Genomic DNA, 26,325 nt, shown 5'->3' with positions numbered 1-26,325 from the left:
GAATTTTAGGCAAAAAAAAGCGAGTTCATAGAACTCGCAAAATATTCAGAATGAATGTAACAATATGAGCCAATCTATCTAGGGATAATCCTATCCCTCATTCATCAGAAAGGACAAAAGGTTGTCTATTCGGGATAAATAATATCCAACCATACGCGTTACATTGTCAGTTGATTGTCAGGGGAATGTAGTAGATTTGTCTAGCTGAACCTAGAATGTAACAGGGTTTATCAGCCAGAAACGAAAGATTAAAAAACCAACCCTAAGGTTGGTTTTTCGTCTCTCAAACCGCCACTTCATCTAAGGCTCGGAATACCGTCTCATCCAAATGGCCTTCAAACACCTGTTTGCACACTTTTCGACGCACCGCCAAACCGGCAATCAAACGCTCAATCGAGAGATGCTTGTTCTCGCTTTGGCCGTTATACAACTCAACCATCTTACTCAAAGTTTGGTAAGGAACCATCTCTTCACCTACTCGCAAGTAGTCAAGCTTGTCTATGAGCTCCAGACACTCTTCTTGAATAGATGAGTGTGAATGTCCAGTCATTGCCGCTAAAGCCGTTATAGAGCGTTCTAGAGCCTCTGAGGAGGTATATTTCGACAAGGTAATGGTGATTTCATCTGCGTTGATCTCTACCAAGTGCTTGCGTTGCTTAACTCGGCGACCCAATTTACCTTTCGGTGATCGCTCTTTACGCTGAATAGGTTCAAATTCGCCATCGATGATCTGCGACATCTCTTCGAGTTGTTTCTTAGTCACCATTTCGTTGCGCAGCGGGTTTGGCAAGGTTGGCGCCATGTTACGTTTACCCGCATTGGTCGTGCGTGCGCGTGAGTAACGTAATACTTCTTCCGCATCACATTTGATATCAAACTCATAATCTTTGATCTTGCCTTTCTCAACCACGCTGGTGATCGTCAAGTGGTAACCCCACAAGTTGACAACAAAAAGATCTTCACTCCCCTTCCCTTCCGCAAGGCGTTTTAACTCACGGATAAGATCCATGGAAAAACGGCGCCATTCGATATTGCGAGCCAGCTTCTGATTCAGTTCGCTCAACAACATTTGATCGGTATGTCGGCGAACCATACGACTTCGGAAATAGCTATAGAGCTGGAATACCAGGGTATGCTGCTTCAAGATCTCTGGTGGAAACAGGAAGAAGTAATCGCGAGTCAATAACTCTTCATAAAACGAAGGCTCCCAAACTAGGATGTAAAGGTTTGGTTTGATACGAATTTCGCCGTCAGCGTTCTCTGTAGGCGCTTCTTCCGATGCAGTAATGGTTCGGGCCAAGAATCGGAAACGATCGCTCTTAAAGCCTTCTGGCATGTTCTCACTTAACCAACGACCTGTCAGCTCATGTAATTGGAAGTCGGTAAACTCGATGCGATCAATACTGTCACGAATTGAGTCACGTGCAGGGCCGCTGTCCTTCTTGCCACGCAACGAGAGTATATCGGTGATGTACAGCGGTGTTTTATTTGGAACTTGCGTCCCATCGAGCTGATATTGATGCTGGTGGTGTTCGTGATACTGAACCGTCAGTGTGAACAGAGCAAACAAGGTCATGAGATCATCGACGGTCATAATATTCTTCGATGATCGAGTTTCGATCACTGCTCGGGTTCCCGAGATGGATACCATGCTTTTTTGATACTGTTTTCGCGTTCGCGGTGGAGCGAGCGCTTGGTCAATGATGCCAGCCCAGTTGGTCGGAGAAACAACAAATTGATCCGCTTCGTCCTTCATGACTGGCGGCGTATTCAAACCATGCTCGTTCAAAAGTCGTTTGTTGACTTGGGTCTGAGCAAGGGCTTTTGAACGCTTTTGTTTTTCATTTTGCTTCACTGATTCCGTGACTAAGCTGGTGGCGCCAAGGACAGAGATGAGCTGGTTAGGGTTCACAAAGCGGTGAAGCATTGTCTTGCCCGCTAGGCCTTCCTCAAAACGTACTGGCACTTGCTGGAACAAGCCAATATTCACTGCAGCACGAAGTCGTTGTTGAATTGCAGCCCGTGTCACTTGGCCGTCGGTGGCTTCAATAAGTTCGGTTGTGGATACCAAACCATCCTTGCTGCTAAATCCACGTAGAGAAATTAGATTCAGAAGTTCGACGATGCTTTTCGTCACCCCTTTGAAATGTTGGTATTGCTCTATCCAATTTACTGCAGTTTCTGAAACCTCAAATAGATGACCATCTTTGTGGCTTCGAGGGGCTTTGATCAGTAGTTTTTCTTCTGAACTCATTATTAGATCCGTATCACACTAGCCGTAATATCGCTATAGTTCCTGAAGAATAAAGAAAAAAAGATCATAAATAAAGAAAAAGTTGTTGTTTTTAAATAACTGATCTTTCTGATTATTATGATCTTAATTGGTAATATGATCTTATGATCTGGGCACTTTCACCTCTGTAAGCCCATGTTAATTAAAGACTTATTTTTTAAGGCTTCGAAAGCATGATCATGTATTTAGCGAAAGCATGATCAATAAACTATTGAAAGCATGATCAAAAATAGACTGAACGATGATCATCATTGTTCTGCACACATGATCAACGGGTACTCAGAAGCATGATCATCAAACCTTCACACTTTATCCACAAGGCAAAGAATAACTTCTGCTAGGATCAAGCTGCACTGATGTAAAACGTTGGTCTCGATCCCGCAACGATGATCAAGGGAATCGAGTATAAAGTGGATTTTCGTTGATTACCACGTGAAAATCGAAGTCAGACTGACAGTGGAAAAATGTTATCCACATCGGGTGGCGGTTAATCAATTTGTCGAAAGCATGATCAAGAATATGACCCTGCGTTTGCTGTTTCGAGCTTGTCCGATGCATGTTAACTCACTTTTCGCTATTGAAGCCCTTCAAACCCGAGTCCATATACACTCAGCCGTAATTAAGACTGAAATTTACATGCTTCCGGAGTAATGGTTCTCTTGATCATTGTTCCGATCTTTTTGCTGTAATGATCCCATTCACTTTGAGCCGTTGGAAGTGGCTAAATACCTTGATCATTGTTCCGTTAGGGGAGAAATTCTTCGCAAGCATGATCATGATGACCCCCTTGATCATCGTTTCGATAGTCGCTGATAAACTTCTCCCCTGCCGAGTGCTATTTATCGCGTTTGTATTGAAAGGTTCGGTATTTACTTTGTTACTTAGGCTGGCTTGTAGGGCCAATTTTTAAATCAAAATGACACTTGCCGTAAAATACGCTGCAAAGTTAATCGTTCCGTAGATCTTCAATCATGCATAACGACTTTGTTTACATTGTAAATAGGTGATGCTGTAACATTTTAAATCTGTGCAAGTTCGGCTCGCTTGATACACTTTAATTTCATCGGTTTTGTGAATGCTTTTTGCTCGCTTTCATTAATTACAGTGAAAATTTTCTATTTAATGTGATTGTTATCTATAAGTGATTGTTCACCTTTTTATTGTAAACCTTATAAAGTGCTGTACAATCGCATAAGGACACTAATTACGGAATTTGGCAATGAAAAGAGAACAAACCATTGAGAATCTCAACCGCCTAGCTGAGCAGACCGCTCAGGTTCAAGCTGACCGCATTGAGATTGTTTTGGAAGAGCGTAGCGACGATCATTTTCCACCTATGTCAAAAGCATTAATGGAAACTCGTTCAGGTCTAACACGACGTAAGCTTGATGATGCAATCAGTAAATTAGAAGCGTCGGGTCATCAATTTACTAAAAACAATGCCAATCATTACTCAATTTCTTTACAAGAAGCGCATATGTTAATGGACGCAGCTGGCGTGCCGAAATTTCATGAGCGTAAGAAAAATAATGAAAACAAACCATGGATTATCAACGTACAGAACCAAAAGGGTGGTACCGGAAAATCTATGACAGCGGTTCACCTTGCAGCTTGTTTGGCATTGAACTTAGATAAACGTTACCGAATTTGTCTTATCGATTTAGACCCACAGGGCTCGTTGCGTTTGTTCTTGAACCCGCAAATCAGTATCACTGATCACGATAACATCTACTCTGCGGTAGACGTTATGCTGGATAACGTGCCTGATGGGGTTGAGGTCAACAAAGAGTTTTTGCACAAAAACGTACTATTGCCGACTCAATATCCAAACCTTAAAACGGTGTCTGCGTTCCCTGAAGACGCGATGTTTAATGCTGAGGCGTGGCAAAACCTATCGCAAAACCAATCCCTAGATATCGTTAAGCTATTAAAAGAAAAGCTTATCGACCAGATCGCAGATGATTTTGACGTGATCATGATAGATACCGGTCCACACGTTGATCCACTGGTGTGGAATGCAATGTATGCTTCTAACGCACTGTTGATTCCATGTGCGGCTAAGCGTTTAGACTGGGCATCGACCGTCAACTTCTTCCAGCATCTACCAACGGTTTATGAAATGTTCCCAGAAGATTGGCAAGGTCTAGAGTTTGTTCGCCTGATGCCAACAATGTTTGAAGATGACAACAAGAAACAAGTAGGTGTACTCACTGAAATGAACTACCTACTTGGCGACCAAGTTATGATGGCAACCATTCCGCGTAGCCGAGCGTTTGAAACCTGTGCTGATACGTATAGTACGGTCTTTGACTTAACCACCGGAGATTTTGAAGGCGGTAAGAAAACGCTGGCTACCGCACAAGACGCAGTTCAGAAGAGTGCACTAGAACTTGAGCGCGTACTGCATGGTCACTGGACTTCACTAAATAAAGGGTAAATAAAACATGGCAATTAAAACATCAGATTTGAATGCGCGTCTGTTTGGTAAAGCGAATAAGCGCCATGTGACGACACCACAACAAGCTCAACAAGCCGCGAAAGAGCAAGCTCAAGTGATCGAACTTGCGGTTGCAGGTGAAGAAAACGTCCAGTTTGAACTGATTCGTATCCCAGCTGGTGAAGTACAAGAGCAAACGACCGTATTTGCTGAAAATGCGCGTGAGCAATCTTTCCTTAATGAGCACGCTTTATCCGATGTCTTGGTGACACTGCGTGAGCGTGGTCAACAGTATCCGGCGGTCGGTCGTAAACGCGAAGATGGCAAAATCGAAGTGCTTGACGGCAGTCGTCGTCGCATGTCATGTATTTTGGCTGGCAAAGAGTTTCTGGTTTACGTTGGTGAAAACATCAGTTCTGAACATGCTAAGTTTCTTTCTGATGTCGCTAACGCCCACAAGCCTCTTTCTTTGTTTGAAAAGGGCAAAGAGATGCAGGCAAAGCTAGAAAGCGGCGAAGCAGAAGACCAAAAAGCGCTAGCGAAGATGTTCCAATGCAGTGAAGCTCTCGTGAGTGGTGCATTAAAGGCGGCTGACCTGCCACTCGAACTGCTGCAAGCGTATCCTAATGTGGCAGATTTGGGTCGCCCGACCATTGTTAAGCTGCACAAACAGTTCAATAGCTTGAACCAAGAAATGCAGCAACAGTTACTCGAAAAATGTTTGTCTGAGCAAGGCTTCGTTTGGCAACGTAGCGAAGCGCAAGGCGTTACCCGCATTACGAAAGACGTGACTGAGACGATTGAATCTTGGATTGAAGAGCTTGCACCGAAAAAGCCAACGCAGCCGGCTAAGACAGATTTAGTTAAAGGCCGAGCGAGTTACACGCGCAAAGGGCAAAACTTAGCGCTGAACCTTAAAAAAGTCGATGATGCTTTGATGCAAGAAATCCTCGATTTTGTCGCAGGTAAGCTAAACTAAGCTTTACCAACCAAAACAGAAAAGCCGCGAGAGCGGCTTTTTTTGTGCCATAATGCTGCCAACCAGAGTTACTAAGGTCGATATTCCATGCTTGCGATTCAGCAATACTTTACTCAACTAAGCAATAGGGCAGAACAGAGCTTCCACCGTTACGGTGTCGTGTTACGTGGCAATGCTCAGTGGCAAATAGAAACGATGGAATCGTTTTGCCATGCGATCAACCCTAATCGTGTCTTTCAGTTGGGTGGTGAGCCGTTGCCTTTCGCTGACAAGTTTGTGGAGAAGAACAAAGGTCAGCGGTTCCTTGGTCAGGAGTGCGACCTGTTAGTGTGTGATTTCCGCTCTGGTTTTGACGCGAACAGTTTTGCCTCTGCGGTTGGTTGCTTGTGTGGTGGCGGCATTTTATTGGTTCTTCCCGCGGAGGAAAATACGCAGTTCTGGGCTGATGTCTGGTTGCACCAAGGGCTCTGTCAGCTTATTCAAGTTGAACAAAACTCCCCATTACCGCAAGTCACGCCGTCAACATTGAGCGCTCGCCATGTTTATGAACAGCAGAAAATGGCCGTTACTAAGGTACGAAAAGTGGTTGAAGGACACCGCAAGCGACCACTTATTTTGACCGCAGATCGCGGGCGAGGAAAAAGCAGTGCATTGGGTATCGCGTCAGCTGAGTTAATCCAAACTCGCAAATTACGTATCTTAGTCACAGCACCAACACTCGCGACCGTTCAACCTATCTTTGACCACGCACATCAGCATTTAGCGGGATCTGAACTGAGTAAAGGTCGCTTGGAGGCTGGTCTTTCAAGCATCGAGTTTATCGCGCCTGATGAGCTACTTAGAAACAAACCTGAGTGTGATTTGCTTTTGGTAGATGAAGCATCTGCGATTCCCATTCCCATGCTCAAACAAATGGTATCTCATTATCATCGTGCGGTTTTCTCGACGACGGTGCATGGCTATGAAGGTTGTGGCCGAGGCTTCAGCTTAAAATTTGCAACCTGGCTTAAGCAAGAGCGACCAGGAATGTCGAGTTTTACCATGCAGCAACCGATTCGTTGGAATGAAGGCGATCCATTAGAGCATTGGCTGTTTGATCTTTTTCTACTCGATGCCGAGCAAGATATAGACGCGGACTTTAACAGCGAGATTAATCTTCAGCACATCTCCAAGCAGACCTTGGTTGAGTCCCCTGAATTATTACGAGCGTGCTTTGCTCTACTGGTCAACGCGCACTATCAAACCTCACCAAGCGATTTAATGTTGTTGTTACGAGATGAGAGCATTCAGCTTTACGCCAGTTTTGTTGGCAACACTTGTATTGGTTGTTTGTTGGTTGTTCGCGAAGGGGAGCTTGCACAAGATCTTGTTGAACAAATCCAGCTTGGCAAACGACGACCCAAAGGTCACTTAGCGGTGACGTCACTCGCGGCACAAATTGGAATCACTAAGGCGGCGCAACAATCTAGCTTGAGAATCATGAGGATTGCCGTTCATCCTGACTTGCAAGGTCGTGGTATTGGGCAGCGAATGTTGGCTCAGTTGTCGCAACAGGTAGAGTGTGATTTTCTTTCGACGTAGTTTTGGTGCGACGAGTGAACTGGTCGATTTTTGGCATAAAGCTGGATTTGTTCCAGTTAAACTAGGCAGTAGTCGAGAGCAGGCGAGTGGTACCTATTCTCTAATGATGGTTAAGAGAAATGTGGAATGGCTACCTTTGGCTACTCAACATTTTCGCCAGTATGTGCTTTATTCATTGCCAAGTTTATATCGGTTGCTTGAAACCGACTTAGTCCGTAGTTTGTGCGCCAAACTAGATGCTTCCATTGATAATCCGAGTTTTGCACCGCTTATCCGCTCCTACATTTCTGGTGGCACTCATTATGATAGCGTGGCACCGATTCTCGATTTATGGTGGAAAAGTTCTCCCGCCAGCGTTGTAACAATGAGTGACTTAGTGATTCGCAAGCTTGTGCAACAGTACTCTTGGTCCGATTGTGTTAACGAATTTTCGCTACAGGGAAAGAAGAAGGCTGAGAGTCAGTTTAAAATCGAACTAGACGCTTGGATAGGGCGGATGAAAGATGAAGGATTTACACTGTAAACTGAGTTAATTTCATCAGCTTGCTCGTTAGAACTAGAATTTACAGTGTAAACTCAAGGTGCTATTTACACTGTAAATTAAAAGGTTAGGTCTGGTTAGTCTGCCACAATGTGTGACGAGTCATACAAAAGTTGTGGTTTTTTTCTAATTGTCACATATCTTCTAAGTGATTAAATCAACGAACAAAATCTGATTTGTCTCCACCACAATCTACTTGAATAAGTGCCTAGTTAGCCATGCTGGTATTTGCGAAATAATCAATTCTTCCTACACTCAAAATTAAGCAACAAGATTTATATTGGCTAGAAATAATAAAAAGTGAAGGTCGACACATGGAATGTTTGTTACCTGAAACGCTTGATATCTCAACCGTGCTTGATTCTGCATCACGTTACAAAGAATGGCTTGCTGAAGATAACCAGCTACACATTGACGCCTCACAAGTGAGTCGCGTCGATGCTGCTGGGTTGCAAGCTCTTGCTTCACTGTTCCTTTCTGCCAAAAAACATCAGATTGAAATTCAGTTAATTCAACCAACACAAATCTTGGTCGATGCGATCGGTATCTTATCGCTAGATGACCAGATTGGATGGAATTGCGAACTAGGAGAAGAGAAGCATGACGAAAATTCTAGCTGTGGATGATTCCGTTTCTATCCGCCAAATGGTGAGTCACACATTACGCGATGCTGGCTATGATGTAGAAACCGCGAATGACGGCCGCGATGCACTGAGCAAAATCACGGGCACCAAATTTGATGTTGTTATCTCTGATGTCAACATGCCAAACATGGGAGGCTTTGAGTTAGTGAAAGCGTTACGTGAAAAACCACAATACAAGTTTGTGCCCATTTTGATGCTCACGACGGAAACCAGTGCAGACAAAAAAATGCAAGGCAAGTCGGCAGGTGCAACGGGCTGGCTAGTAAAACCTTTCAATCCAGAGACCTTACTCAAAACACTAAAACGCGTTGTGTAACAGCGCCTCACACAAAATGAGTGGGAATAACAAACGGTCGTTCAGGATAGTGGCGTCATTGGCGGGGGATTTATGGCTTTAGACATGGAACAGTTGCGTAAGATGTTTTACGAGGAGTGTCGTGAAAATCTTGAAGTACTGGAAGACGTACTGCTTAATCTCGATCTCGCTCAATTTGATGACGAGTCCATCAACACTATTTTCCGTGCTGCGCACTCAATAAAGGGCGGTGCGGCGACTTTTAATTTGCTCGATATCAGCGAATTCACTCACTCAGTAGAAGCGTATCTGGATTTGGTGCGTAATGGCGAACGTCAACTGACTGCTGATACAGTCGACATCCTACTCAAAAGCGGGGACTGCATCCAAAGCATGCTTGAGCAGCATGAATCCGGTAGCCAAGTCGACCAAGCGTTACTTGATGACGTGAGCGCACAGCTAGCGGATTTGCTAGGTAATGAATCCGTGATTGCTGATACACAATCAACACCGCCCCCCGGGAATTCTGACGATGTAAAAAGTGGGTCTTGGCATGTTTCTTTCGTCCCTCACCGCGAGATTTTCTTTAGTGGTAACGACCCATTACGAATTCTACGCGAGCTTCAAGATCTCAGTGACGAGTGCATCATTGAGGCTAACACCACTCAGTTACCGGAAATCGATGATATCGAAGCGGAGCTTTGTTATTTAAGCTGGCAAGCTCAATTGCCCGGAGAGATCGACAAAAGCGTAATTGAAGAAATTTTCGAATGGGTTGAGGATGAATGTGACCTAACGATTGAGCGACAAGTCCAATCCTCATCCGTGTTAGAGAGCAATGAGCCTGACACAGAAGTGCAGCCTACCCAGGCAGAGGAAGCCTCTCGCCCAAGTTCTGATAGCAAACCAGTCAAAGCAGCGAAAGCTGAATCAAGCGTTAGTTCCATTCGCGTTGATATCGATAAGGTCGATAGCTTGATCAACTTAGTTGGTGAGCTGGTCATTACCCAATCTATGCTGACCGAAATCGGTAATGACTTCACGATAGATAAATTGGAAAAGCTTAAAGCGGGGTTAGATCAACTGCTGCAAAACAGTAAAGACCTGCAAGAAAATGTGTTGAACATTCGCATGTTACCGATGAGTTTTGCCTTTAGTCGCTTCCCCCGCTTGGTCCGCGATTTGTCTACCCGTTTAGATAAGCAAGTCGATTTGCAGATCAAGGGTGAGCAAACCGAATTAGATAAAACCGTGCTAGAGCGCATTGTTGACCCCTTGGTACATCTGGTCCGCAATGGTATCGATCATGGTATTGAGAGCCGTGCACAACGTTTGGAATCGGGTAAGCCCGAGTTAGGTGTCATTGAACTGAATGCTTACCATCAAGGCGGCTCTATTGTGATTGAAATCAGTGATGACGGTGCGGGCCTCAACTGTGACAAGCTTTGGCAAAAAGCGAGCGAAAAAGGCGTTTTAGATGCTGATGCACGCCGTGATGAGTTTTCAGACAAACAGATCATGAATCTGATATTTGCTCCGGGGTTTTCAACTGCGGATGAAGTTTCAGATATTTCTGGTCGCGGCGTGGGGATGGATGTCGTGCGGCGTAATATCGAAGAGCTAGGCGGCCATATTGAAGTGGAATCAAAACTGGGTGAGGGCAGTCGCTTTACCATCAGTTTACCGCTCACTTTAGCCATTCTTGATGGACAACTGGTTAAAGTCGCTGGCGAGGTTTATGTCATCCCTTTGCTGACCATTGTTGAATCGATTCAAATTGATAAAAGCTGCATCAAACTCGCATCTGGTGGGGTTGAGCTTTATCGACTAAGAGATGAAAACATTCCCATTTTACGTCTTCAAGATGAACTGGAAATGGGGGCTAGCGGAAATCTTGATAAGCGCATCTTATGTTTTGTTGAAGCGGCTGGCAACCGAGTGGGTTTGTTAATTGATGAGCTACTGGATCAGCAGCAAGTGGTCATAAAAAGTCTGGAGTCTAATTACAGCAAAGTCGCTGGGATTTCAGGTGCCACCATTCTTGGCGATGGTTCAGTCTCTCTTATTCTTGATATTCAAGGCCTGATTACCCAGTTCCTAAATAGAACGTCAGACAGCGTTCAAAAAGGCATAGCGGCATAGGGAGGAAAGCGGGTGATGACGGAGAATAGCAGCATGAGCACAGAGCTTTCAACCAGCGCTAAAACGCACATTGCACAGCAGGCTCAGAACCTATTGACCCAAACGAACGATGAAGTGAGCGAGAGCGCAGATTTCCTCAGTTTCTTGTTAGCGGATGAGTTATACGGCGTTGAAATAAAAGATGTCGAGGAAATACGTGTTTGGGAAAAACCAACACCGATTCCACGTTCTCCCAGTTACGTGCTCGGTGTCATTAACTTGCGGGGCATGATCGTGCCTGTCGTGGATCTTAGAGCTCGATTTCAAATCGGTGAGTGTGAATATTTAGCAACCACTGTGGTGATCGTTTTACGTTTCACTGATGAAGACACGGAACGCTTGATGGGCATCGTCGTTGATGCAGTCAGCGATGTGATTGGACAAGGACAAAGTGAACTGTATCCCTCTGTTGGCGATTCGACTGTGACGCCTTATATGCAAGGGCTGCTAAATGTGGGAGAGCAAGTGATGTCTTTGCTTGATACCGAGGAGCTGCTCAATATGGAACGCATCCTAAGGAAGGCATCATGAATTTAACCCAAGAGTTTTTGAGTTTTGTCCTTGAAGGCGATGAATATGGCGTACCTATTTTGGATGTGCGTGAAGTTCGCGGCTGGAGCCCCGTGCGTGACATTCCTAATTCACCTGATTTCATGAAAGGCGTACTCGAAATTCGTGGCGAGTATGTGCCTATTGTCGATCTACGTATCCGTTTTGGCTTATCACCAGCACAGGTGAGTGCGACTACTGTGGTGATCGTACTGAATGACGCAAAGCAGCAACCGTTAGGCGTCATTGTTGATGGGGTTTCGGAAGTCTACCCCCTAGAAGATGAGCAGATTAAGCAAGCTCCACATGTTGCCGCTAACGTAGACCACAGCTATGTAAGAGGTATTGCCTCAGTCGCAACGGGCCACCTGATCTTAATTAATTTAGACGCTCTGTTTGATGTCTCAGAGCTTATAGCACCCAATCAAGCTGAAGAGAATTGGGCCTAACCCGCAGCGCCTTTAAGGCCAAGGGATAACACGTCAGAACAAGCAATCAGTGAGAGGTAACTCATGGCATTTTGGAATCGGAAACCAGACACGGAAACGGCGTTTGCTGCACCAACGCAAGATACGTTAACGCAAGAGTCAGAGCCGCAAGATGAAGGGATATCAAAACAGCAGCTGCTGTCTGCGCTTAATGCCGCGCAAACGGCGTTGATGATGATTGACCGAGATTTCAACATCACTTACATCAACCGAAAGTCGATTGAGTTACTTCAACAGCATGAGGCCTTGTTCCGCTCGGTATGGCCGAATTTTCAAGCCAACGAAGAGTTCCTACTTGGCTACTGTATTGATGCTTTCCACGTTAACCCTAGCCACCAGCGTCAAATGCTGTCTAATCCGGCCAACTTGCCTTACACAACCAACATCACGGTCAAAGACGTAAAAATCGAGCTCAATGTTGGCGCAATTATCGATGCCAGCGGGCAGTACGTTGGTAACACGTTAGAGTGGCGGGATGTGACTGAAGAGCTAAAAACGGAAAATGATATCGCTCGTCTTCAGGCGGCTGTCGATCAAGCTCAAACGGCTATGGTGATGATTGATAGAGATTTTTTGATCACTTACGTCAACCGAGAAACCATCAATTTGTTCTCAAAACATGAGGCGACTTTACGATCAGTATGGTCTGGTTTTACTGCTAGTGAAGAGTGGTTGATGGGGCGATGTATCGACGAATTTCATCGCAACCCTGCACATCAACGTGCGCTTCTCGCGGATCAATCGAATCTTCCTTACAGTACGGACATCACCATCGGTGAGTTGAAAATTGAACTTAACGTTGCGGCTATTAACGACACTCAAGGTAACTACATAGGTAACACACTTGAATGGCAAGATGTCACCGCTGAACGCGCCAAAGAAGAGGAAATCGGCCGCTTAGCGTCTGCGGTTGAAGGCATGACGACAAACCTAATGATGGCAAATAAAGAGGGCATCATTACTTACCTTAATCCGTCGCTGCACAACCTACTGCGCAGTCGAGAGCGCGATTTACAAACTGCACTGCCCGGGTTTGATGCGAGTAATTTGATTGGCAAAAACATTGACGTATTCCATAAGAATCCGGGTCACCAACGTAACATTATCGCTAACCCAGATAGGCTGCCTTTTTCATCGAACATCGCTGTCGGATCGTTGGAGTTTAATCTCACCTGTATTGCGATGCGTGATGGTCAGGGAAACTACATTGGTCCAGCCTTGCAGTGGGTAGACATCACCGAGCAACAAGATGGACAACGTCAGGTAGAAGCGTTGATTCAAAGGGCGATTAATGGCCAGCTAGATGAACGTATCGATACCTCGGAATACAACGGATTTATGAAGGAGCTTGGTGACGGAATCAATAATTTGCTCGATACCGTTGTTGGCCCACTTGGTCAATGTATCGATGTGATGAGTCAAGTCGCAGACGGCGATCTCAACAGCACCATGTCGGACGACAACCAAGGTGAGTTTGGTCGTCTTTCCGATGCCGTGAATACTTCCATCATTAACCTGCGCAACATGGTTGAGAAGATCACCCATTCATCGGCGAGAGTCGCCACCGCTTCAACCGAAATTGCGGAAGGCAATAACGACTTAAGCCAGCGTGTCGAAGCTCAAGCGTCCAACCTCGAAGAGACCGCAGCCAGCATGGAGCAAATGACCGCCACGGTTAGGCTCAATGCCGACAACGCCAAAGGGGCGAATGAGCTGGCTGATGACGCCAGTAAAAAAGCCAGCAAAGGCGGTGAGGTGGTAGGCCATGTGGTTTCAGCGATGGCAGAAATCAACTCGGCAAGTAAAAAAATTGCCGACATCATCGGTGTCATTGATGAAATAGCCTTCCAAACCAACCTGTTGGCACTCAATGCCGCGGTAGAGGCGGCGAGAGCAGGTGAGCAAGGGCGAGGCTTTGCTGTCGTGGCGGGCGAAGTGCGAAATCTCGCGCAGCGAAGTGCCGCCGCCGCGAAAGAGATTAAAGGTCTCATCAAAGACAGTGTCGAGAAAGTCGATGAAGGTTCGCGTTTAGTCGATGAATCCGGTGAAACCTTGAATGAAATTGTTGAAGCGGTAGCCAAAGTCAGCGAACTCATTGCCCAAATAGCTTCGTCTAGCTTGGAGCAGTCAACCGGAATTGATGAGATTAATCGCGCAGTAACCACGATGGATGAGATGACGCAGCAAAACGCATCGCTGGTCGAACAAACGTCGGCAGCCAGTCAGTCTCTGAAAGATGAAGGTAAAGAGCTTCTTAACTTGATGAACTTCTTTGCGACAGATAGCAAGGTAACAACCTTTGAAACTAGGACTCGAGAGCCAAGGCAGATTACGAATGTCAGAGATATTCGGACTACGCCAAAAGTAGCCAATTCCAGCTTTAAAATGGAAGAGGATGGAGACGAATGGGAAGAGTTCTAGCTCATACAGAGAATGACATGCTCGTGAATCAAGAGTTTGAACTGACAGAGAAAGACTTCAAGTTCATCCAGTGGTTCATGCACAAACATGCGGGCATATACTTCTCAGACCGAAAAAGAACCATGGTCTATGGACGGATCAGTCGTCAACTGCGGCGTCTTAGTTTGAGACGCTTTAGTGATTACCGTCAGTTGATTGAGCAAGACAGTCAGGAGCAAGCGCGGTTTGTAAACTGCTTGACCACTAATAAGACGCAATTTTTCCGCGAGTATCACCACTTCGAGTTTCTCGAAAAAGTATTGATGGCGGAGTGGCAACAGCAGGGGGCATCACAGATCAATATATGGTCGGCAGGGTGTTCGACTGGTGAAGAGCCATACAGTTTTATTGCCTCATTACAAAAAGTCGCCGCACTGGAGACCTTTAATTCCGTGCGCATTACCGCAACGGATCTAGATACCAAAGTGCTTAAGGTGGCTAAGCAGGGCATTTACAGCGATGAGGCAATTGAAGCGATTCCAACGGCGTACCTAAAGCCGTGCTTTGTTAAAGGTGTCGGCAGACAACAAGGCAAGATTAAGATCCGTTCGGCGCTTCAAAACTACATTCAGTTTCAACAGCTCAACCTATTGCAAGATTGGCCATTTGACCAAGAGTTTGATGTTATCTCATGTCGTAACGTAATGATTTATTTTGATAAAAAAACACAAACCGCATTGATTGAGCGATTTTATCAGCAGTTAAAACCTAATGGGGTGCTGTTTATTGGCCACTCAGAAAGTATGCCGAGCCATTTGGATTTATTTCATCACCTAGGCCACACCATCTACGTAAAAAAATAGGGCACATTATGTTCGGAGTGAGGGATACACAAGCTAACGGTCACTTTAATCGCTTTTATCATCCGCAAAAAGAGAAACACATCGTCAAGGTGTTGCCCGGTGGTCTGTACTGCACCAGTAAAAAGGATGAAATTATCGCGACTGGCTTGGGCTCTTGTATTGCGGTATGCGCATGGGATGAGTGGGCGAGTGTAGGAGGAATGAATCACTTTTTGTTGCCATTTGATAACAAGAGCCAAATCAAAACTTGGCAGCCAGATGCGGTCGTATCGACGGCTTCTCGATATGGTGCCCATGCAATGGAAATGTTGCTCAACTCGTTGATCGAGAGGGGAGCCAGGCGAAGAAATTTACAGGTAAAGCTGTTTGGTGGTGCGCAGATGCTCGGTCGTCACTCAATGATTGGCGAAAAGAATGTGGCTTTCATTCTTAACTACGTTGAGCAAGAGCAGTTACCCGTTGTCGCTCATGATCTTGGCGGGCTAGAGCCAAGAAAAGTGATGTTCGATCCACTGTCAGGGAAAGCATGGCTTAAGCGAATTCCCTTTACAGAAGTGCATCGACTGCAGCACCAAGAAGAAAAATATGCCAGTCAGTTGGATAGAGAGAGTCATCGTTCTCATGACGATGACGTGGAGCTGTTTTAATGAAAAAGATTAAAGTCCTTGTGGTCGATGATTCCCCAGTGTTCAGGGCGCTGCTTGAACAGTTGATCAACGCCGATCCTGATTTAGAGGTGGTCGCGGTGGCGGAAGACCCTTACCAAGCGCGCGAATTGATCAAAGTACACAACCCAGACGTGCTGACGTTAGACGTGGAAATGCCCAAAATGAATGGGGTTCAGTTTCTAAAGAATCTGATGCGCTTGCGGCCTATGCCAGTGGTCATGATCTCCACGTTAACCCAGCATGGTGCAGAGGCAACCCTCGCGGCGTTAGAGTATGGCGCGGTTGATTATTTTCCTAAACCTTCGGTCGATAGCACCGCAGAAATGGTCAACTATAAAGCGCATATCAATGAAAAAATCAAAATGGCGGCTGGGGCTAACGTTCGCCAAGATAAACCTTCCGCGCCCCAAGTCCTTTCATCCCCAGGGCACAGTAAAATCGAAGTGATCGCGATCGGTGCTTCCACTGGCGGTACGGAAGCCGTCAAGCAGGTTTTATCATCGCTGCCGGCAGGGTTACCTCCCATCATCATCACTCAACATATCAGCGCGATGTTTTCTGCCTCGTTTGCTCAGCGCCTAAACGATAGCAGTGAGATAACAGTCAAAGAACTCGATACCAACCGAGCGCCTTTGGTTAACGGTTGTGCATACGTGGCACCAGGGGATAAACACTTGGTGGTGGTAAAACGAGGCAACCACCTGTACTGCCAGTTAGATGATAGACCGGCTGTAAATCGTCATAAACCGTCTGTTGATGTCATGTTTGATACTGTGGCGGAGACTGTCGGCGCTCATTCGATTGGAGTCATTTTGACGGGCATGGGGCAAGATGGTGCTCGTGGCATGTTACGCATGAAAGAGCGAGGCGCACATACTATTGCCCAAGATCAAGCCTCTTCTGTGGTATGGGGAATGCCGCGAGTCGCGGTGGAGCTTAACGCCGTTCGAGAAGTGGTCTCACTGAATCACGTTCCAAAACAAATTTGCCACTACTTGCAAGCTAACGCTAAGTAGTCACTTGTCGTGCAAGGAAAGCCGATATGAAAATAAAACCAAGATACTTTTTTGCCGTACTTGTTCAATTAGCCTTACTCAGCTTTGCGGTTACTCAAGCTTCTACTATGGCAACCGTGATTTGCATGGTGATCGTTGCAGCGATTCCTTGGTTGGTGTTTCCTCGCGGTACGGTGCCGGTCGAACTCAACGCCGCTCGTTCTCAGCAAAGTGCAGAGAAGCACAGCGCTGCGCTACCCAAGGAAATGACTCCACTGATGGCAACCATTACTCAGCAGCTCAATGAGCCGTTAGATCACCAACGAAGTGTGGTTGACGAGTCCGTTGTGACACTCAATGAGAGTTACTTCGAGCTACAACGGTTGGCAGAAGAGCAGAATGAAGTGACCGCGCAACTGGTCGAGAATCTGCTCGGTCAAAATGGCAGTGACAGCGACATTGGTCAGGTGCTACCCAAGACTGAAGCCATCATCCGTAACTTTGTCGATACGCTGGTAAAAGTTTCTGAGAAAAGTATCTCCGCCGTGCACAGTATTCATGATATGTCCGACAAACTTGATGCCGTGTTCAAGTTGTTAACTCAGGTTCGTAGTTTATCGGAACAGACCAATCTATTAGCGCTAAACGCGGCGATTGAAGCGGCGCGTGCTGGTGAAGCTGGTCGAGGGTTTGCAGTCGTTGCTCAAGAGGTTCGTAACTTGTCCCACAAAGCAGAAGAGCTGAATGATCAGATTGAGCAAGAGATCAATGTCGCGCAGAAAACGGTTGAAGAAGCAAACCAAACCGTCGGAGAGATGGCATCGATCGATATGACTGACGCAATTGAATCCAAAGACAAAGTTGATGAAATGCTGCGTGGTGTTCACAACGTTAACCTAGCCATTGAGCAAGAGATTCAAAAAATCAGGCACAGTGGTGAACGAATTCACGTTCAAGTGGACAACGGTGTACGTGCATTGCAATTTGCCGACATCATCGTTCAGCAAGGCGATTACGCTAAGCAGACGGTCGATTATCTCAATCAACTATCTGCATTGTGTGCAGAATGGCATCGAGGGCATCTTGATGCAGATGGCTTTGCCGAAGCGGTCACTGAGCTGTTTGAACGCCTCCATCATCGAGATGCTCCAGCGGCTTCTCAGTCGAGTATAGAAGAAGGGGAAGTAGAGTTGTTTTAGCCTCTCTCCCAATCAATAACAAAGGAAAAGGATATGTCAGTAGAAGCACAGGTAGATACAAGCAGCCGCCAAGTGACCATCTCTATTGAAGGAGCATTTGGCTTTAACCTAGTTCAGGAATTTCGTCGCTGCTATACCGAGAAGAAAGACTATCGATTCGTCATAGATCTACGCAAGGTGGATTACATTGATAGTGCTGGGCTTGGCATGTTGCTCAATATGCACAGCTATCTGGATCAGGATGATGGCATGATCAAAATTACCAATACCTTGCCACAAGTTAGAAAGATCTTAACCATTTCTCGCTTTGATAAGAAGTTCTATATCGAATAACCCAGATAAGGAGCGACTATGCATATCATGATTGTCGACGACCATGCAACCAATCGTGAATTGTGTCGTTTTATGCTAAGTCATTTGGCGGAAAAGGTAACCACGTTTGAAAACGGGCAAGGTGTGGTGAGCGCCATGGAAAACATGGACAGATTGCCAGACATTATTTTGCTTGATGTGATGATGCCGATTAAAGATGGCTTTACCACCGCGAAAGAGATCCGCGAGGCCTTCCCTAAAGTTCATATTCCGATACTGTTTCTTACTGTGCTTGATGACCACGCTTCGTTCGAGCGCTGCCTTAAATATGGTGATGACTTTATTCTTAAGCCTGTCGAGCGCAGTGTCTTGCTGGGTAAGGTTCAAGCTCACTATCGAATCGTGCGCATGCACAATGAAGTGATGCAACAACGTGACGAACTGCGCCAGTTTCACGAACAAGTACGCTATGACTATGCGATTGCGGAGTCGATCTTTTCCAACTTAATGGAAGAAATGAGTTCGCAGGTGAAAAACATCTACGGCATTAACTACATTTCTACCCCATCAACTGTCTTTAATGGCGACTTGATTGTCGTCGCCAATCGCCCTCATGGCGGGGTGTATGTCATGATTGCTGATGCCACAGGGCATGGCTTGCCAGCGGCTATTTCTGCCATTCCCGCTACGCGGGCGTTTTTCTCAATGGCGGCGAAAGGTCTCTCTTTGGGGGAGATTGTGAATGAAATTAATGACGCCCTGGTTCGGTTTTTACCGATGGGGATGATGCTAGCCGCCAGTGTGTTTGAAATTCGAGCCAACGGGTTTGAAGTCTCATGGTGGGGAGGCGGCTTACCAGATGGCTATCTGCTCAATCCTGATGGCACTATAGAGCGCCGCTTAGTATCGCGCCACATGCCTCTGGGGGTACTTAAGTCGCATGAGTTTGAAACGGATCTGGTACATATGAAGCTGCAACCTGATCAACAAATTCTCTGTTATACCGATGGTGTAATTGAAGCGAGCGATCGAAATGGCGAACAATTTGGCCCCGAACGATTAGAGCAGGCGCTTGCCACCAATAAACCCATCATCCCTTTACTATATGAGTCGGTGCGAAAGTTTGCCCATAAAAGTGTCGGAGATGACCTCTCTATCCTGTCGATGAAGTTCCCCATTTCCAGCGACAACAAAACTGACTTAGCGGCTTTACCACAAAAAGGAAGCAAGATTGCGGTGAGCGCTGATCTGCAATTCCCAGGTGATGTTCTTCGAGAAGTCAATGTGATGGTTGAAGTACGCCAATACTTAAGGGGAGTGCTGCAAGCGGGAGCGCATCTCGATTTAGTGTGTTCTGTGCTGTCGGAACTGTTTGCCAACGCGATCGAGCACGGCTTACTACACCTAGACTCCAAAATTAAAGAAGAAGCCGACGGTTTCTTTACCTTTTACCAGATGCGTGAAGAGCGGTTAAGAGAGCTGAGTGACGGTGCTTGGGTGAAATTGTCGTTGGATTACAATCCAGTCGAGAGCCATCTCATGATGGTCTTGGAACATAACGGTGCTGGGTTTGACTATCAAAAATCCAATGCTGAGCAAGGCAAAACGTTGACCTATGGGCGCGGTATCGTATTGGCTCGTGAATTGTGCCAATCGTTAGAATACTCAAAACAAGGGTGTTGTGTGACGGCGATCTATTCCTTTAAAGAGGAGCATCACTTCCCATCATAAGGCGAGCAAGATTTACAGTGTAAAAACGCTATCATTAAGTGACCTACGCTCTAATTTGTCACACTTATGATACAGCTCGGCGAGTAAATTGCATACACTCAAAGTAGGACGTAATGAAGGCTGATTGTACATGTGGGATAAATTTGTTGCCTTGTCTGAAGATGGACATGCAGTATTAGCCAAATTGTCACCGGATATCACGGTTGACAACAATTTTGATACTCGAGGGCTTGATGAAGCACTAGAGAAGGTTGGTGCGAGTAATTTTTACTTAATCGAAGACGAAGTCAAACGCTTCATCAAGTTAGCCAAAGAGACCAGTGGGGAAGCCTACTCAGGCATTAAGATTGCCGAAGTGCGCGATGCGACGGTGGAGGTGGTACTTTCTGATCACGATATGCTCGCCAGCATGGTGGTCACGGGCGCATACAAAGGTGAGCCACTCAAGGGGCCACAAATTGTTCATGCGTTAGCTCAATCGCATGTGACTAAGGGCATCAATAAACTGGCGCTGAAGAAAGTTCTGATTATGAGCCACCAGCTCAAACCGGGTGAAACCTTCACTCAGCCAGTCGCCAAAGGCAAAAACCCCGTTCAGGGCAAAGACGCAAAATTTATTCCTCTCGTAAAAGATCCTGCCAAACAAGTACTGGCTCCTCAAGAAGATCAACAAGACGGTAAGGTCGATATGCTCGATCTTGGCGAGACGATCACTGTTTCGGAAAATGATCCCTTAATGAAGCGTGTTCCTGCTACAAAAGGTGAGCCTGGGATCACGGTTCAAGGTCGTATTATCCCGCCTAAGCCGGGCAATGACAGTGTGCTTAAAGAAGGGAAAGGCTCGGCAGTCTCTCCGCAAAACCCTAACTTATTGATCGCGACAGTCTCGGGGATGCCGATGCTGAAAGAGAAAGGTGTCGATGTTGAAGATGCACTCTGCTTAAAGACCATAGGAGTTGCGACGGGCCACGTGAAATTCAAAGGTAACGTGGTCGTGTTTGGTAACATAGAGTCTGACATGGTGGTGCGCGCGACAGGTACCTTAACGGTTGGTGGTTTTATTGAATCTGCAGATGTTCAAGTCCAAGGGGATATTCAAGTCGCAAAAGGCATTATCGGCCATAACGTCTCAGAAGGTGAGCAACGAAGCTGCATCGTGAAATCTGGTGGCACCATAAGTGCAAACTATGCGCAGTTTTGTGAGTTGCAAGCCGCTGAAGACATTCATCTCAACGTCCATTGTATGAATAGCGAGGTACGTTGCGGGAAAGATCTGGTGGTGGTCGATGCTTCTGAAAAACACGGTACCTTAAGCGGCGGTCATGCGAAAATAGGCGGCAAAGTGGTGTGTGTTGAACTGGGTGTCGAAGGGGATACCGCCACTTATGTGGAAGCGTTTGCACGCTTTCAGATGTATAAAGAGCGCCAAGCTAAGCTGAAAGAGCAATACACTCAGGCTCAAGAGGACACCATGAGTGTGATACGCAAAGAGCTCGAACTGAAGAAGATTCCAAAATCTGAGCGCACGCCAGAACAAGAGCAAGAGCTCGAAACATTTAAGCAAGAATCAAACGAACACTTAGAAAAAGTGAAACAAGCTCGCGACAGCAATGAGCAAGAGTTAGAGACTGCGCTAGAAGCGAATGTCGTGGAGGTAAAAGGTAAGGTATTTACTCACGTCACGGTTCAGTTTGGTGAAGACAAAGTCATTACCAAGCGTGCGCATGGGCCAAGTATTTTCTCGTTTAATCAATACGAAATTAAGTGTCGCTCACTGCTCGATGAAGAAGCATTCGAAGAAGAAGTTTAGCTATTCACTCGATTGACCTGTCAGTTTCCACACGACGTGGTAAATAACGCTGACAGGTTGTTCTCGATATTTTATGCCACAGCTTGCTAGACGATGCTGATGCATCGTCATCATAGTAGGTTGAGTCTGTGGTTAGACTCTATTTCGTCAAGGAACGCAGGTTCGACACCTACACCTTCTGCTATTTCTCGCCATGTTGCCACGGCGGCATGAACCTCATGTAGAATCGCTTCTGCCTCACCTTGTAGTGATAGAGGTACGACGCCTAGTAAGTCTTGTTTGGTAAAATTGTCTCGCTTACCGTTGATCGACATTTGATGGCTGTCTACCCAAGGTGAGCCTGGTTTGTAGCTATATGCTAGATCGAATGCTGGTGCGAGTTCCCACTTGTTCGCGCTATTGATAACGAATCCCCAGTTTTTTGTGTGATCGTCGTGGTTGCGGGCAATCACGTTAAAGGCCATGCGCCTAAACACTTCAAGTGCTGATAGTCGATCAAGTCTTAGTGAGCGCAATAGGGTGAAAAGTTCTTCATAACTGTAAGCGCCAGGTTGTTTGAAATCTGCGTGATCCATCGCGCACAGAGATTGGTAATGCACCTTTTCGTTTCCAACGCGATCAAACCGTTTTGTCATGAAATGAGCACGTCCGTTTTCTTTTAACAGTTCACAATATGAGATATCGATACCGGCTTTTTTGGCCATTAAGTAATAGGCATATTCCATTAAGCCGAAGCCTTTAGGATCACCAAATACCTCACTCGTGGATGAGCGTTCGACAACGCCATCAAACTTTAATAGGAAGTGTTCGTAGCCTTTGGGGGCATTGACCTGACCAGAGCGTATTTGCGTGCGATCTGAGTTGACTGCGATAACAGCTTTCGCTCTAGCCCCGCCCGCTGAGGTGCCAACTTGAAGGATACCCGTTAAGGCCTGCTCCGCTGCCTGCTCATTAGTGATGGTTTCATCTAGATTGTTTCTTTCGTCAAGGACGAGTTGCGCCATGGCCACAAGTGAGTCGAGTTTAATGGATTCATCTTGTTTTTTATTTGTGTCTGCTAGTGCGGGTGTGTACTCAAGCGCTCCCATACCGCGTGAACCCGTATAGAGCAGCCTTTCTAATGCACTGAAAGAGCGTGGGTCTCGGCCCTGACGCGCAAGCCAGGCATTGATTACGGCATTACCAAAGTCATCGGGTAGAGTATCAGCAAAGGCTGCGGGTAGGCCTTTATAGGTTGGATAATTCAGAGTGGGGAAGCTAAACGTGCCAGCCTCAAGAGGGAGCTTTTGTGAAATGGCAAAGCCAGTCTTTAGCCACTCATCGAAATATTCAAAGCTAACAATTCCGGTCGTTGTATCTTCAGCCAGAGCGCCGACATCTTTACCAAATATACTGACTTTTGCCGTGTCGTATTTTTTGCCTACCAATCGAGATCCTCCTCTTTAGGCTTCTGTGGCGTTGAGGCCGGTTTTACCCTTTGTCGTACTTTCCCTTTCATTTTGAGAAGTTGTACTGGGCTAATCCCAGGGTCTGGTAGGAAAGATTCAATACCTTCCAATGCATCTAATACTCTGAGTACCTTGATGACGTTTAGTAGGGTTGATTTACCCTCGATCATATTTTGGTAGGTTGACCGGCTGATTCCGGCCTTTTTCGCTAACTGTGCCTGAGTCAGTGGCGAACGGTGATCGAGCCTTCGTCTTTCGATTCGACGGCCAAGTTCACTGCTCAGTGCTTCATCTGACATTGCGTATATATTTGGCTCTCTCATAATGACCTAAAATTCAATCGTTAATCTTTTACTATATCTATTATGACTCAAAATGCAGTCATTACATATCAATGGTAATAAAAGATACTAGAAATGATAATGACCTTAAAAACAGTCATTATGGTAATTTATAGCACATGGTGACCTTAAAACAAGTCATTAAAGGTTTGTATGATGTTTGTTGGTTAGCTCGTATGTGAACGTTGTTCAAGTCTTCACCGTTCACTACGTAACTCAGAACTGCCGAGGACCGTTACAGTCGGCACTTTCAGGCTCGACAGTGTCCTGAAATGCGTTTACTGGCTTAACTGTCCGCTTTGTCGGTTGAGTCACTTAACGTAGCTTTTTAATTGTCGATAAGAGAAGATCTTATTTACACTGGTTATTTCAATAAATACGGACTGCGTGGTGGCTTTATGGGTGGCAAAATTATCTTTCCCTTTGTGATAACCATAGCGATGACAAGCATGTTAGTCTCAATACCTCTGGGTCTAGCCGTTGCGATTGGCACGTCGAGGTATTTAATACTTGAGTGGTCAGTGTGGCCCATCGTCGCTAATGTTTTCAGCATCACCGCTGGAGCCGCGACTGCCACGCAATTAGGGAAATTTGCAAAACGATTGTTTGATGACCTCCCTAGAGGCAGATAAGTAACTTGCTGATGCATTGGATGTGATTGAATTTAAGGTGAAAATCGTAATCGTAGCGCAGGGACAAGCTAGTTATGAAAGTACCTTGCCTAATGTGTACGTCGTAGTGATAGAACATGGGTGGAAGTGTTAGAAGAAGGCGAGCTATCGCCATTTGGTCTTAAGTGGTCGCTACCATTGGCTGTCTATCTTTTCATACAAATGCATTTTGCCATTAATGTGCTGTGCCGCATGGCCTTTGCTTTATTTTGCAGAGTGGTCAGTAAAAACAACTTAATAGCGACGCTTAACATTTGGTACTACAGCATTATGGAGGGTTATTGTGAGAGCTTTGTCCTAAGTCCGCTGGCACCCTTACAAACAAGCTTGTAAATCTCTTGGGATCACATTCAAGAGCCCACTAGAGTAGTTGTGGGACCTTTGGTACTCTTATGCTAAGGTTACCAAGCCTCTCATTTTAGACCTACACTTCTCATACCTATTCATTTATTGGTTTTACTATGTCTTTAGTTCTTAAGATATTGTTATTGACCTGCTTGAGTTCATTAACATTTGCTGCAAAGTGTTCTTCCCCGACAACGGAAGTTAATCCCACGATTGAACAGGAAGGTCGTGGGGCTGTGCTCAGTGATGCAGACCAACTAGCCGACGTTAAAAAGGATATACAGAAAAAATTAGAGTCTTCGATAGTTCGTGAGCTAGTACAGACTAGTCGGCAACGAGTGATTGTAGAAGAGCTAAATAGGTTTGATGGCTCTTCAAAAGTGAGAGAGGACTTATTAGGTAAAGCGAAAGTAAAAATCGAAACACATCAGGATAGAGTTCAAAAGAAGTTGGTAGAATTGCAGCGTCTCAAGGATATTAAAACATTATCTGAATTACACGACGTGTATTCTGAGTTTAAACGACCTCGTGTAAATGTTATCGAAACTTCCCAAGTCTTGACATATAGCTCTGCAGAAAATTCAACCCGTTCAATAAATCCTACCGCAAGATCCATTTCAATGGAGGATGAGTTGGAGGAAGTTAGGTCTCTTATGGATTTTCTAAGAGTATGTGAAGATGAGTATTGCAAGTTGCCCCAAGCTTTACTCGAGACTGAATTGGCAAAGTACGCTCATGCACAGGTGTTAGAGCAGCATAAGAGTAACGCACTTCAGGACGTTGAGTTAATCTATCTTTTGCAGCGTATACAAACTGTAATTATCACTTTGCTTGTGGTGGCGATAGTTGGGACTGGATTAGTGCTCGCATACAAACAGTTTTTGCGTGATGGCAATTCCAAGGGCGGGGGAAACGGGAATGGAACGACGACGGCTATTAAGATTGGCTCTATGATTGAAATTAACTCTCAGGTTATTGGCTTACTTGTTTTAGGCTTTAGTTTGTATTTCTTCGAAAGGTACATATCGTCTGTCTATGTCATTGAGGTCATTAACCATGATTCAGTTCTTTCGCCACACTCCGAAAAGAAAACAGAAAGTCATGGTACTCAAGATAATGTTGATGATGTCGTTTTGGTTGAGTAAGTTTCGATATTGAGCATTTTTAAGTGAATAATTGTTATGAGGGCTCGTTTCCAATAACTTAAGCGTTGGGTTTCGAGCTAAAATAATTTTATTGATAGCGGTCATGAGTTTATTCAGTCCACTAGCACCTGTCCCAGTGGTACTAAGCCAACATGAGTTATTTCGCGCTTTGCAGCAAAAAAAAGGCGGCAGTAGGTCTGTACGAAAGCATCATCTTTAATAACATCAGACTTCATTTTCTGGATATTACGAACAAACTCTACGTCGTCACTATGTCGGTAGAACACAGATTTCTTAGTCGTAAAGCATTTGAGTGCAGTTATAGAGTGTAGTGAATTTGGCAAAGTAGCTAACATGGAAATGCCCCTTTCTAAGTTACGCCTGGCTGATTCACTATTTGAACGTACGG

21 protein-coding genes are annotated in these 26,325 nt (G+C 45.6%); 18 read left to right on the top strand and 3 right to left on the bottom strand.

The features are described from left to right. Positions 1-283: 283 nt before the first annotated feature. Positions 284-2,254: a replication initiator protein RctB domain-containing protein gene (locus RH45_RS03915; protein ID WP_008074116.1), complete on the bottom strand. Its 1,971-nt coding sequence runs from the start codon at positions 2,252-2,254 to the stop codon at positions 284-286. 1,258 nt (positions 2,255-3,512) lie between these two features. Here RH45_RS03915 and RH45_RS03905 point away from each other — a divergent pair. From RH45_RS03905 to RH45_RS03830, 17 genes are all read left to right on the top strand, one after another. Next, positions 3,513-4,730: a ParA family protein gene (locus tag RH45_RS03905; RefSeq protein ID WP_008074114.1), complete on the top strand. Its 1,218-nt coding sequence runs from the start codon at positions 3,513-3,515 to the stop codon at positions 4,728-4,730. Between the two features lie 7 nt (positions 4,731-4,737). Next, positions 4,738-5,709 carry a ParB/RepB/Spo0J family partition protein gene (locus RH45_RS03900; RefSeq protein WP_008074113.1) on the top strand — a complete coding sequence of 324 codons (972 nt, stop codon included), beginning with the start codon at positions 4,738-4,740 and terminating at the stop codon, positions 5,707-5,709. Positions 5,710-5,796: 87 nt separating this feature from the next. Then, entirely contained in the window at positions 5,797-7,290 is a 1,494-nt protein-coding gene (locus RH45_RS03895) for a GNAT family N-acetyltransferase (RefSeq protein WP_008074112.1), read from the top strand. Then, the gene (locus RH45_RS23860; RefSeq protein WP_008074111.1) at positions 7,271-7,813 is read left to right on the top strand and encodes a GNAT family N-acetyltransferase; all 543 of its coding nucleotides are present in this window, start codon (positions 7,271-7,273) and stop codon (positions 7,811-7,813) included. Before RH45_RS03895 ends, RH45_RS23860 begins: the two co-directional genes overlap by 20 nt. A 332-nt stretch (positions 7,814-8,145) precedes the next feature. Then, a complete protein-coding gene (locus tag RH45_RS03890) occupies positions 8,146-8,457 on the top strand; it encodes an STAS domain-containing protein (protein ID WP_008074110.1) in 312 nt (103 codons plus the stop codon). Next, the gene (locus RH45_RS03885; protein ID WP_008074109.1) at positions 8,432-8,791 is read left to right on the top strand and encodes a response regulator; all 360 of its coding nucleotides are present in this window, start codon (positions 8,432-8,434) and stop codon (positions 8,789-8,791) included. Before RH45_RS03890 ends, RH45_RS03885 begins: the two co-directional genes overlap by 26 nt. 72 nt (positions 8,792-8,863) lie before the next feature. After that, entirely contained in the window at positions 8,864-10,912 is a 2,049-nt protein-coding gene (locus tag RH45_RS03880) for a chemotaxis protein CheA (RefSeq protein WP_008074108.1), read from the top strand. A 33-nt stretch (positions 10,913-10,945) separates the two neighbouring features. Continuing rightward, entirely contained in the window at positions 10,946-11,482 is a 537-nt protein-coding gene (locus RH45_RS03875; RefSeq protein WP_039958171.1) for a chemotaxis protein CheW, read from the top strand. After that, on the top strand, positions 11,479-11,949 hold the full coding sequence (locus RH45_RS03870; RefSeq protein ID WP_008074106.1) for a chemotaxis protein CheW: 471 nt from the start codon (positions 11,479-11,481) through the stop codon (positions 11,947-11,949). The genes RH45_RS03875 and RH45_RS03870 overlap by 4 nt, the downstream gene beginning before the upstream one ends. 63 nt (positions 11,950-12,012) lie before the next feature. After that, positions 12,013-14,409 carry an aerotaxis transducer Aer2 gene (aer2, locus tag RH45_RS03865; protein WP_008074105.1) on the top strand — a complete coding sequence of 799 codons (2,397 nt, stop codon included), beginning with the start codon at positions 12,013-12,015 and terminating at the stop codon, positions 14,407-14,409. Next, positions 14,394-15,251 (top strand): CheR family methyltransferase, encoded by an 858-nt coding sequence (locus tag RH45_RS03860; protein WP_008074103.1) that lies wholly within the window; start codon positions 14,394-14,396, stop codon positions 15,249-15,251. Before aer2 ends, RH45_RS03860 begins: the two co-directional genes overlap by 16 nt. A gap of 8 nt (positions 15,252-15,259) precedes the next feature. Next, positions 15,260-15,898: a chemotaxis protein CheD gene (locus RH45_RS03855; protein WP_008074101.1), complete on the top strand. Its 639-nt coding sequence runs from the start codon at positions 15,260-15,262 to the stop codon at positions 15,896-15,898. After that, a complete protein-coding gene (locus RH45_RS03850) occupies positions 15,898-16,935 on the top strand; it encodes a protein-glutamate methylesterase/protein-glutamine glutaminase (RefSeq protein WP_008074078.1) in 1,038 nt (345 codons plus the stop codon). The genes RH45_RS03855 and RH45_RS03850 overlap by 1 nt, the downstream gene beginning before the upstream one ends. 26 nt (positions 16,936-16,961) lie before the next feature. Next, the gene (locus tag RH45_RS03845) at positions 16,962-18,113 is read left to right on the top strand and encodes a methyl-accepting chemotaxis protein (RefSeq protein ID WP_008074077.1); all 1,152 of its coding nucleotides are present in this window, start codon (positions 16,962-16,964) and stop codon (positions 18,111-18,113) included. 33 nt (positions 18,114-18,146) lie between these two features. Further along, positions 18,147-18,446, top strand: coding sequence for an STAS domain-containing protein (locus RH45_RS03840; protein WP_008074076.1), 300 nt, complete (start codon positions 18,147-18,149; stop codon positions 18,444-18,446). A gap of 18 nt (positions 18,447-18,464) precedes the next feature. After that, positions 18,465-20,156 carry an ATP-binding SpoIIE family protein phosphatase gene (locus tag RH45_RS03835; RefSeq protein ID WP_008074075.1) on the top strand — a complete coding sequence of 564 codons (1,692 nt, stop codon included), beginning with the start codon at positions 18,465-18,467 and terminating at the stop codon, positions 20,154-20,156. Between the two features lie 130 nt (positions 20,157-20,286). Then, positions 20,287-21,966, top strand: a complete 1,680-nt coding sequence (locus tag RH45_RS03830; protein ID WP_008074074.1) for a DUF342 domain-containing protein — start codon at positions 20,287-20,289, stop codon at positions 21,964-21,966. Positions 21,967-22,076: 110 nt separating this feature from the next. Here RH45_RS03830 and RH45_RS03825 read toward each other — a convergent pair whose 3' ends face one another. Then, on the bottom strand, positions 22,077-23,393 hold the full coding sequence (locus tag RH45_RS03825; protein WP_008074073.1) for a type II toxin-antitoxin system HipA family toxin: 1,317 nt from the start codon (positions 23,391-23,393) through the stop codon (positions 22,077-22,079). Continuing rightward, positions 23,387-23,713, bottom strand: a complete 327-nt coding sequence (locus RH45_RS03820; protein WP_241211624.1) for a helix-turn-helix transcriptional regulator — start codon at positions 23,711-23,713, stop codon at positions 23,387-23,389. Before RH45_RS03820 ends, RH45_RS03825 begins: the two co-directional genes overlap by 7 nt. 1,174 nt (positions 23,714-24,887) lie before the next feature. On the opposite strand from RH45_RS03820, the gene RH45_RS03805 reads away from it, so the two are divergent. After that, complete coding sequence (locus RH45_RS03805; RefSeq protein ID WP_008074068.1) at positions 24,888-25,916, top strand: hypothetical protein; 1,029 nt, start codon at positions 24,888-24,890, stop codon at positions 25,914-25,916. Positions 25,917-26,325 lie beyond the last annotated feature (409 nt).

This window comes from Vibrio sinaloensis DSM 21326, from assembly GCF_000189275.1.
In the GTDB taxonomy this organism is placed as follows: Bacteria; Pseudomonadota; Gammaproteobacteria; order Enterobacterales; family Vibrionaceae; genus Vibrio; species Vibrio sinaloensis.
The sequence above is the reverse complement of the archived record's forward strand: the minus strand, read 5'-3'. Positions and strand labels throughout refer to the sequence as shown.

Excerpts from the sequence above, each read along its gene's own strand:
- RH45_RS03840 (WP_008074076.1), top strand. The coding sequence starts at position 18,147 with ATGTCAGTAGAAGCACAGGTAGATACAAGCAGCCGCCAAGTGACCATC.
- RH45_RS03895 (WP_008074112.1), top strand. The coding sequence starts at position 5,797 with ATGCTTGCGATTCAGCAATACTTTACTCAACTAAGCAATAGGGCAGAA.
- RH45_RS03820 (WP_241211624.1), bottom strand. The coding sequence starts at position 23,713 with ATGTCAGATGAAGCACTGAGCAGTGAACTTGGCCGTCGAATCGAAAGA.
- RH45_RS03850 (WP_008074078.1), top strand. The coding sequence starts at position 15,898 with ATGAAAAAGATTAAAGTCCTTGTGGTCGATGATTCCCCAGTGTTCAGG.
- RH45_RS03860 (WP_008074103.1), top strand. The coding sequence starts at position 14,394 with ATGGGAAGAGTTCTAGCTCATACAGAGAATGACATGCTCGTGAATCAA.
- RH45_RS03915 (WP_008074116.1), bottom strand. The coding sequence starts at position 2,254 with ATGAGTTCAGAAGAAAAACTACTGATCAAAGCCCCTCGAAGCCACAAA.
- RH45_RS03900 (WP_008074113.1), top strand. The coding sequence starts at position 4,738 with ATGGCAATTAAAACATCAGATTTGAATGCGCGTCTGTTTGGTAAAGCG.
- RH45_RS03845 (WP_008074077.1), top strand. The coding sequence starts at position 16,962 with ATGAAAATAAAACCAAGATACTTTTTTGCCGTACTTGTTCAATTAGCC.
- RH45_RS03890 (WP_008074110.1), top strand. The coding sequence starts at position 8,146 with ATGGAATGTTTGTTACCTGAAACGCTTGATATCTCAACCGTGCTTGAT.
- aer2 (WP_008074105.1), top strand. The coding sequence starts at position 12,013 with ATGGCATTTTGGAATCGGAAACCAGACACGGAAACGGCGTTTGCTGCA.
- RH45_RS03830 (WP_008074074.1), top strand. The coding sequence starts at position 20,287 with ATGTGGGATAAATTTGTTGCCTTGTCTGAAGATGGACATGCAGTATTA.
- RH45_RS03905 (WP_008074114.1), top strand. The coding sequence starts at position 3,513 with ATGAAAAGAGAACAAACCATTGAGAATCTCAACCGCCTAGCTGAGCAG.
- RH45_RS03805 (WP_008074068.1), top strand. The coding sequence starts at position 24,888 with ATGTCTTTAGTTCTTAAGATATTGTTATTGACCTGCTTGAGTTCATTA.
- RH45_RS03855 (WP_008074101.1), top strand. The coding sequence starts at position 15,260 with ATGTTCGGAGTGAGGGATACACAAGCTAACGGTCACTTTAATCGCTTT.
- RH45_RS03835 (WP_008074075.1), top strand. The coding sequence starts at position 18,465 with ATGCATATCATGATTGTCGACGACCATGCAACCAATCGTGAATTGTGT.
- RH45_RS03880 (WP_008074108.1), top strand. The coding sequence starts at position 8,864 with ATGGCTTTAGACATGGAACAGTTGCGTAAGATGTTTTACGAGGAGTGT.
- RH45_RS03870 (WP_008074106.1), top strand. The coding sequence starts at position 11,479 with ATGAATTTAACCCAAGAGTTTTTGAGTTTTGTCCTTGAAGGCGATGAA.
- RH45_RS03875 (WP_039958171.1), top strand. The coding sequence starts at position 10,946 with ATGAGCACAGAGCTTTCAACCAGCGCTAAAACGCACATTGCACAGCAG.
- RH45_RS03885 (WP_008074109.1), top strand. The coding sequence starts at position 8,432 with ATGACGAAAATTCTAGCTGTGGATGATTCCGTTTCTATCCGCCAAATG.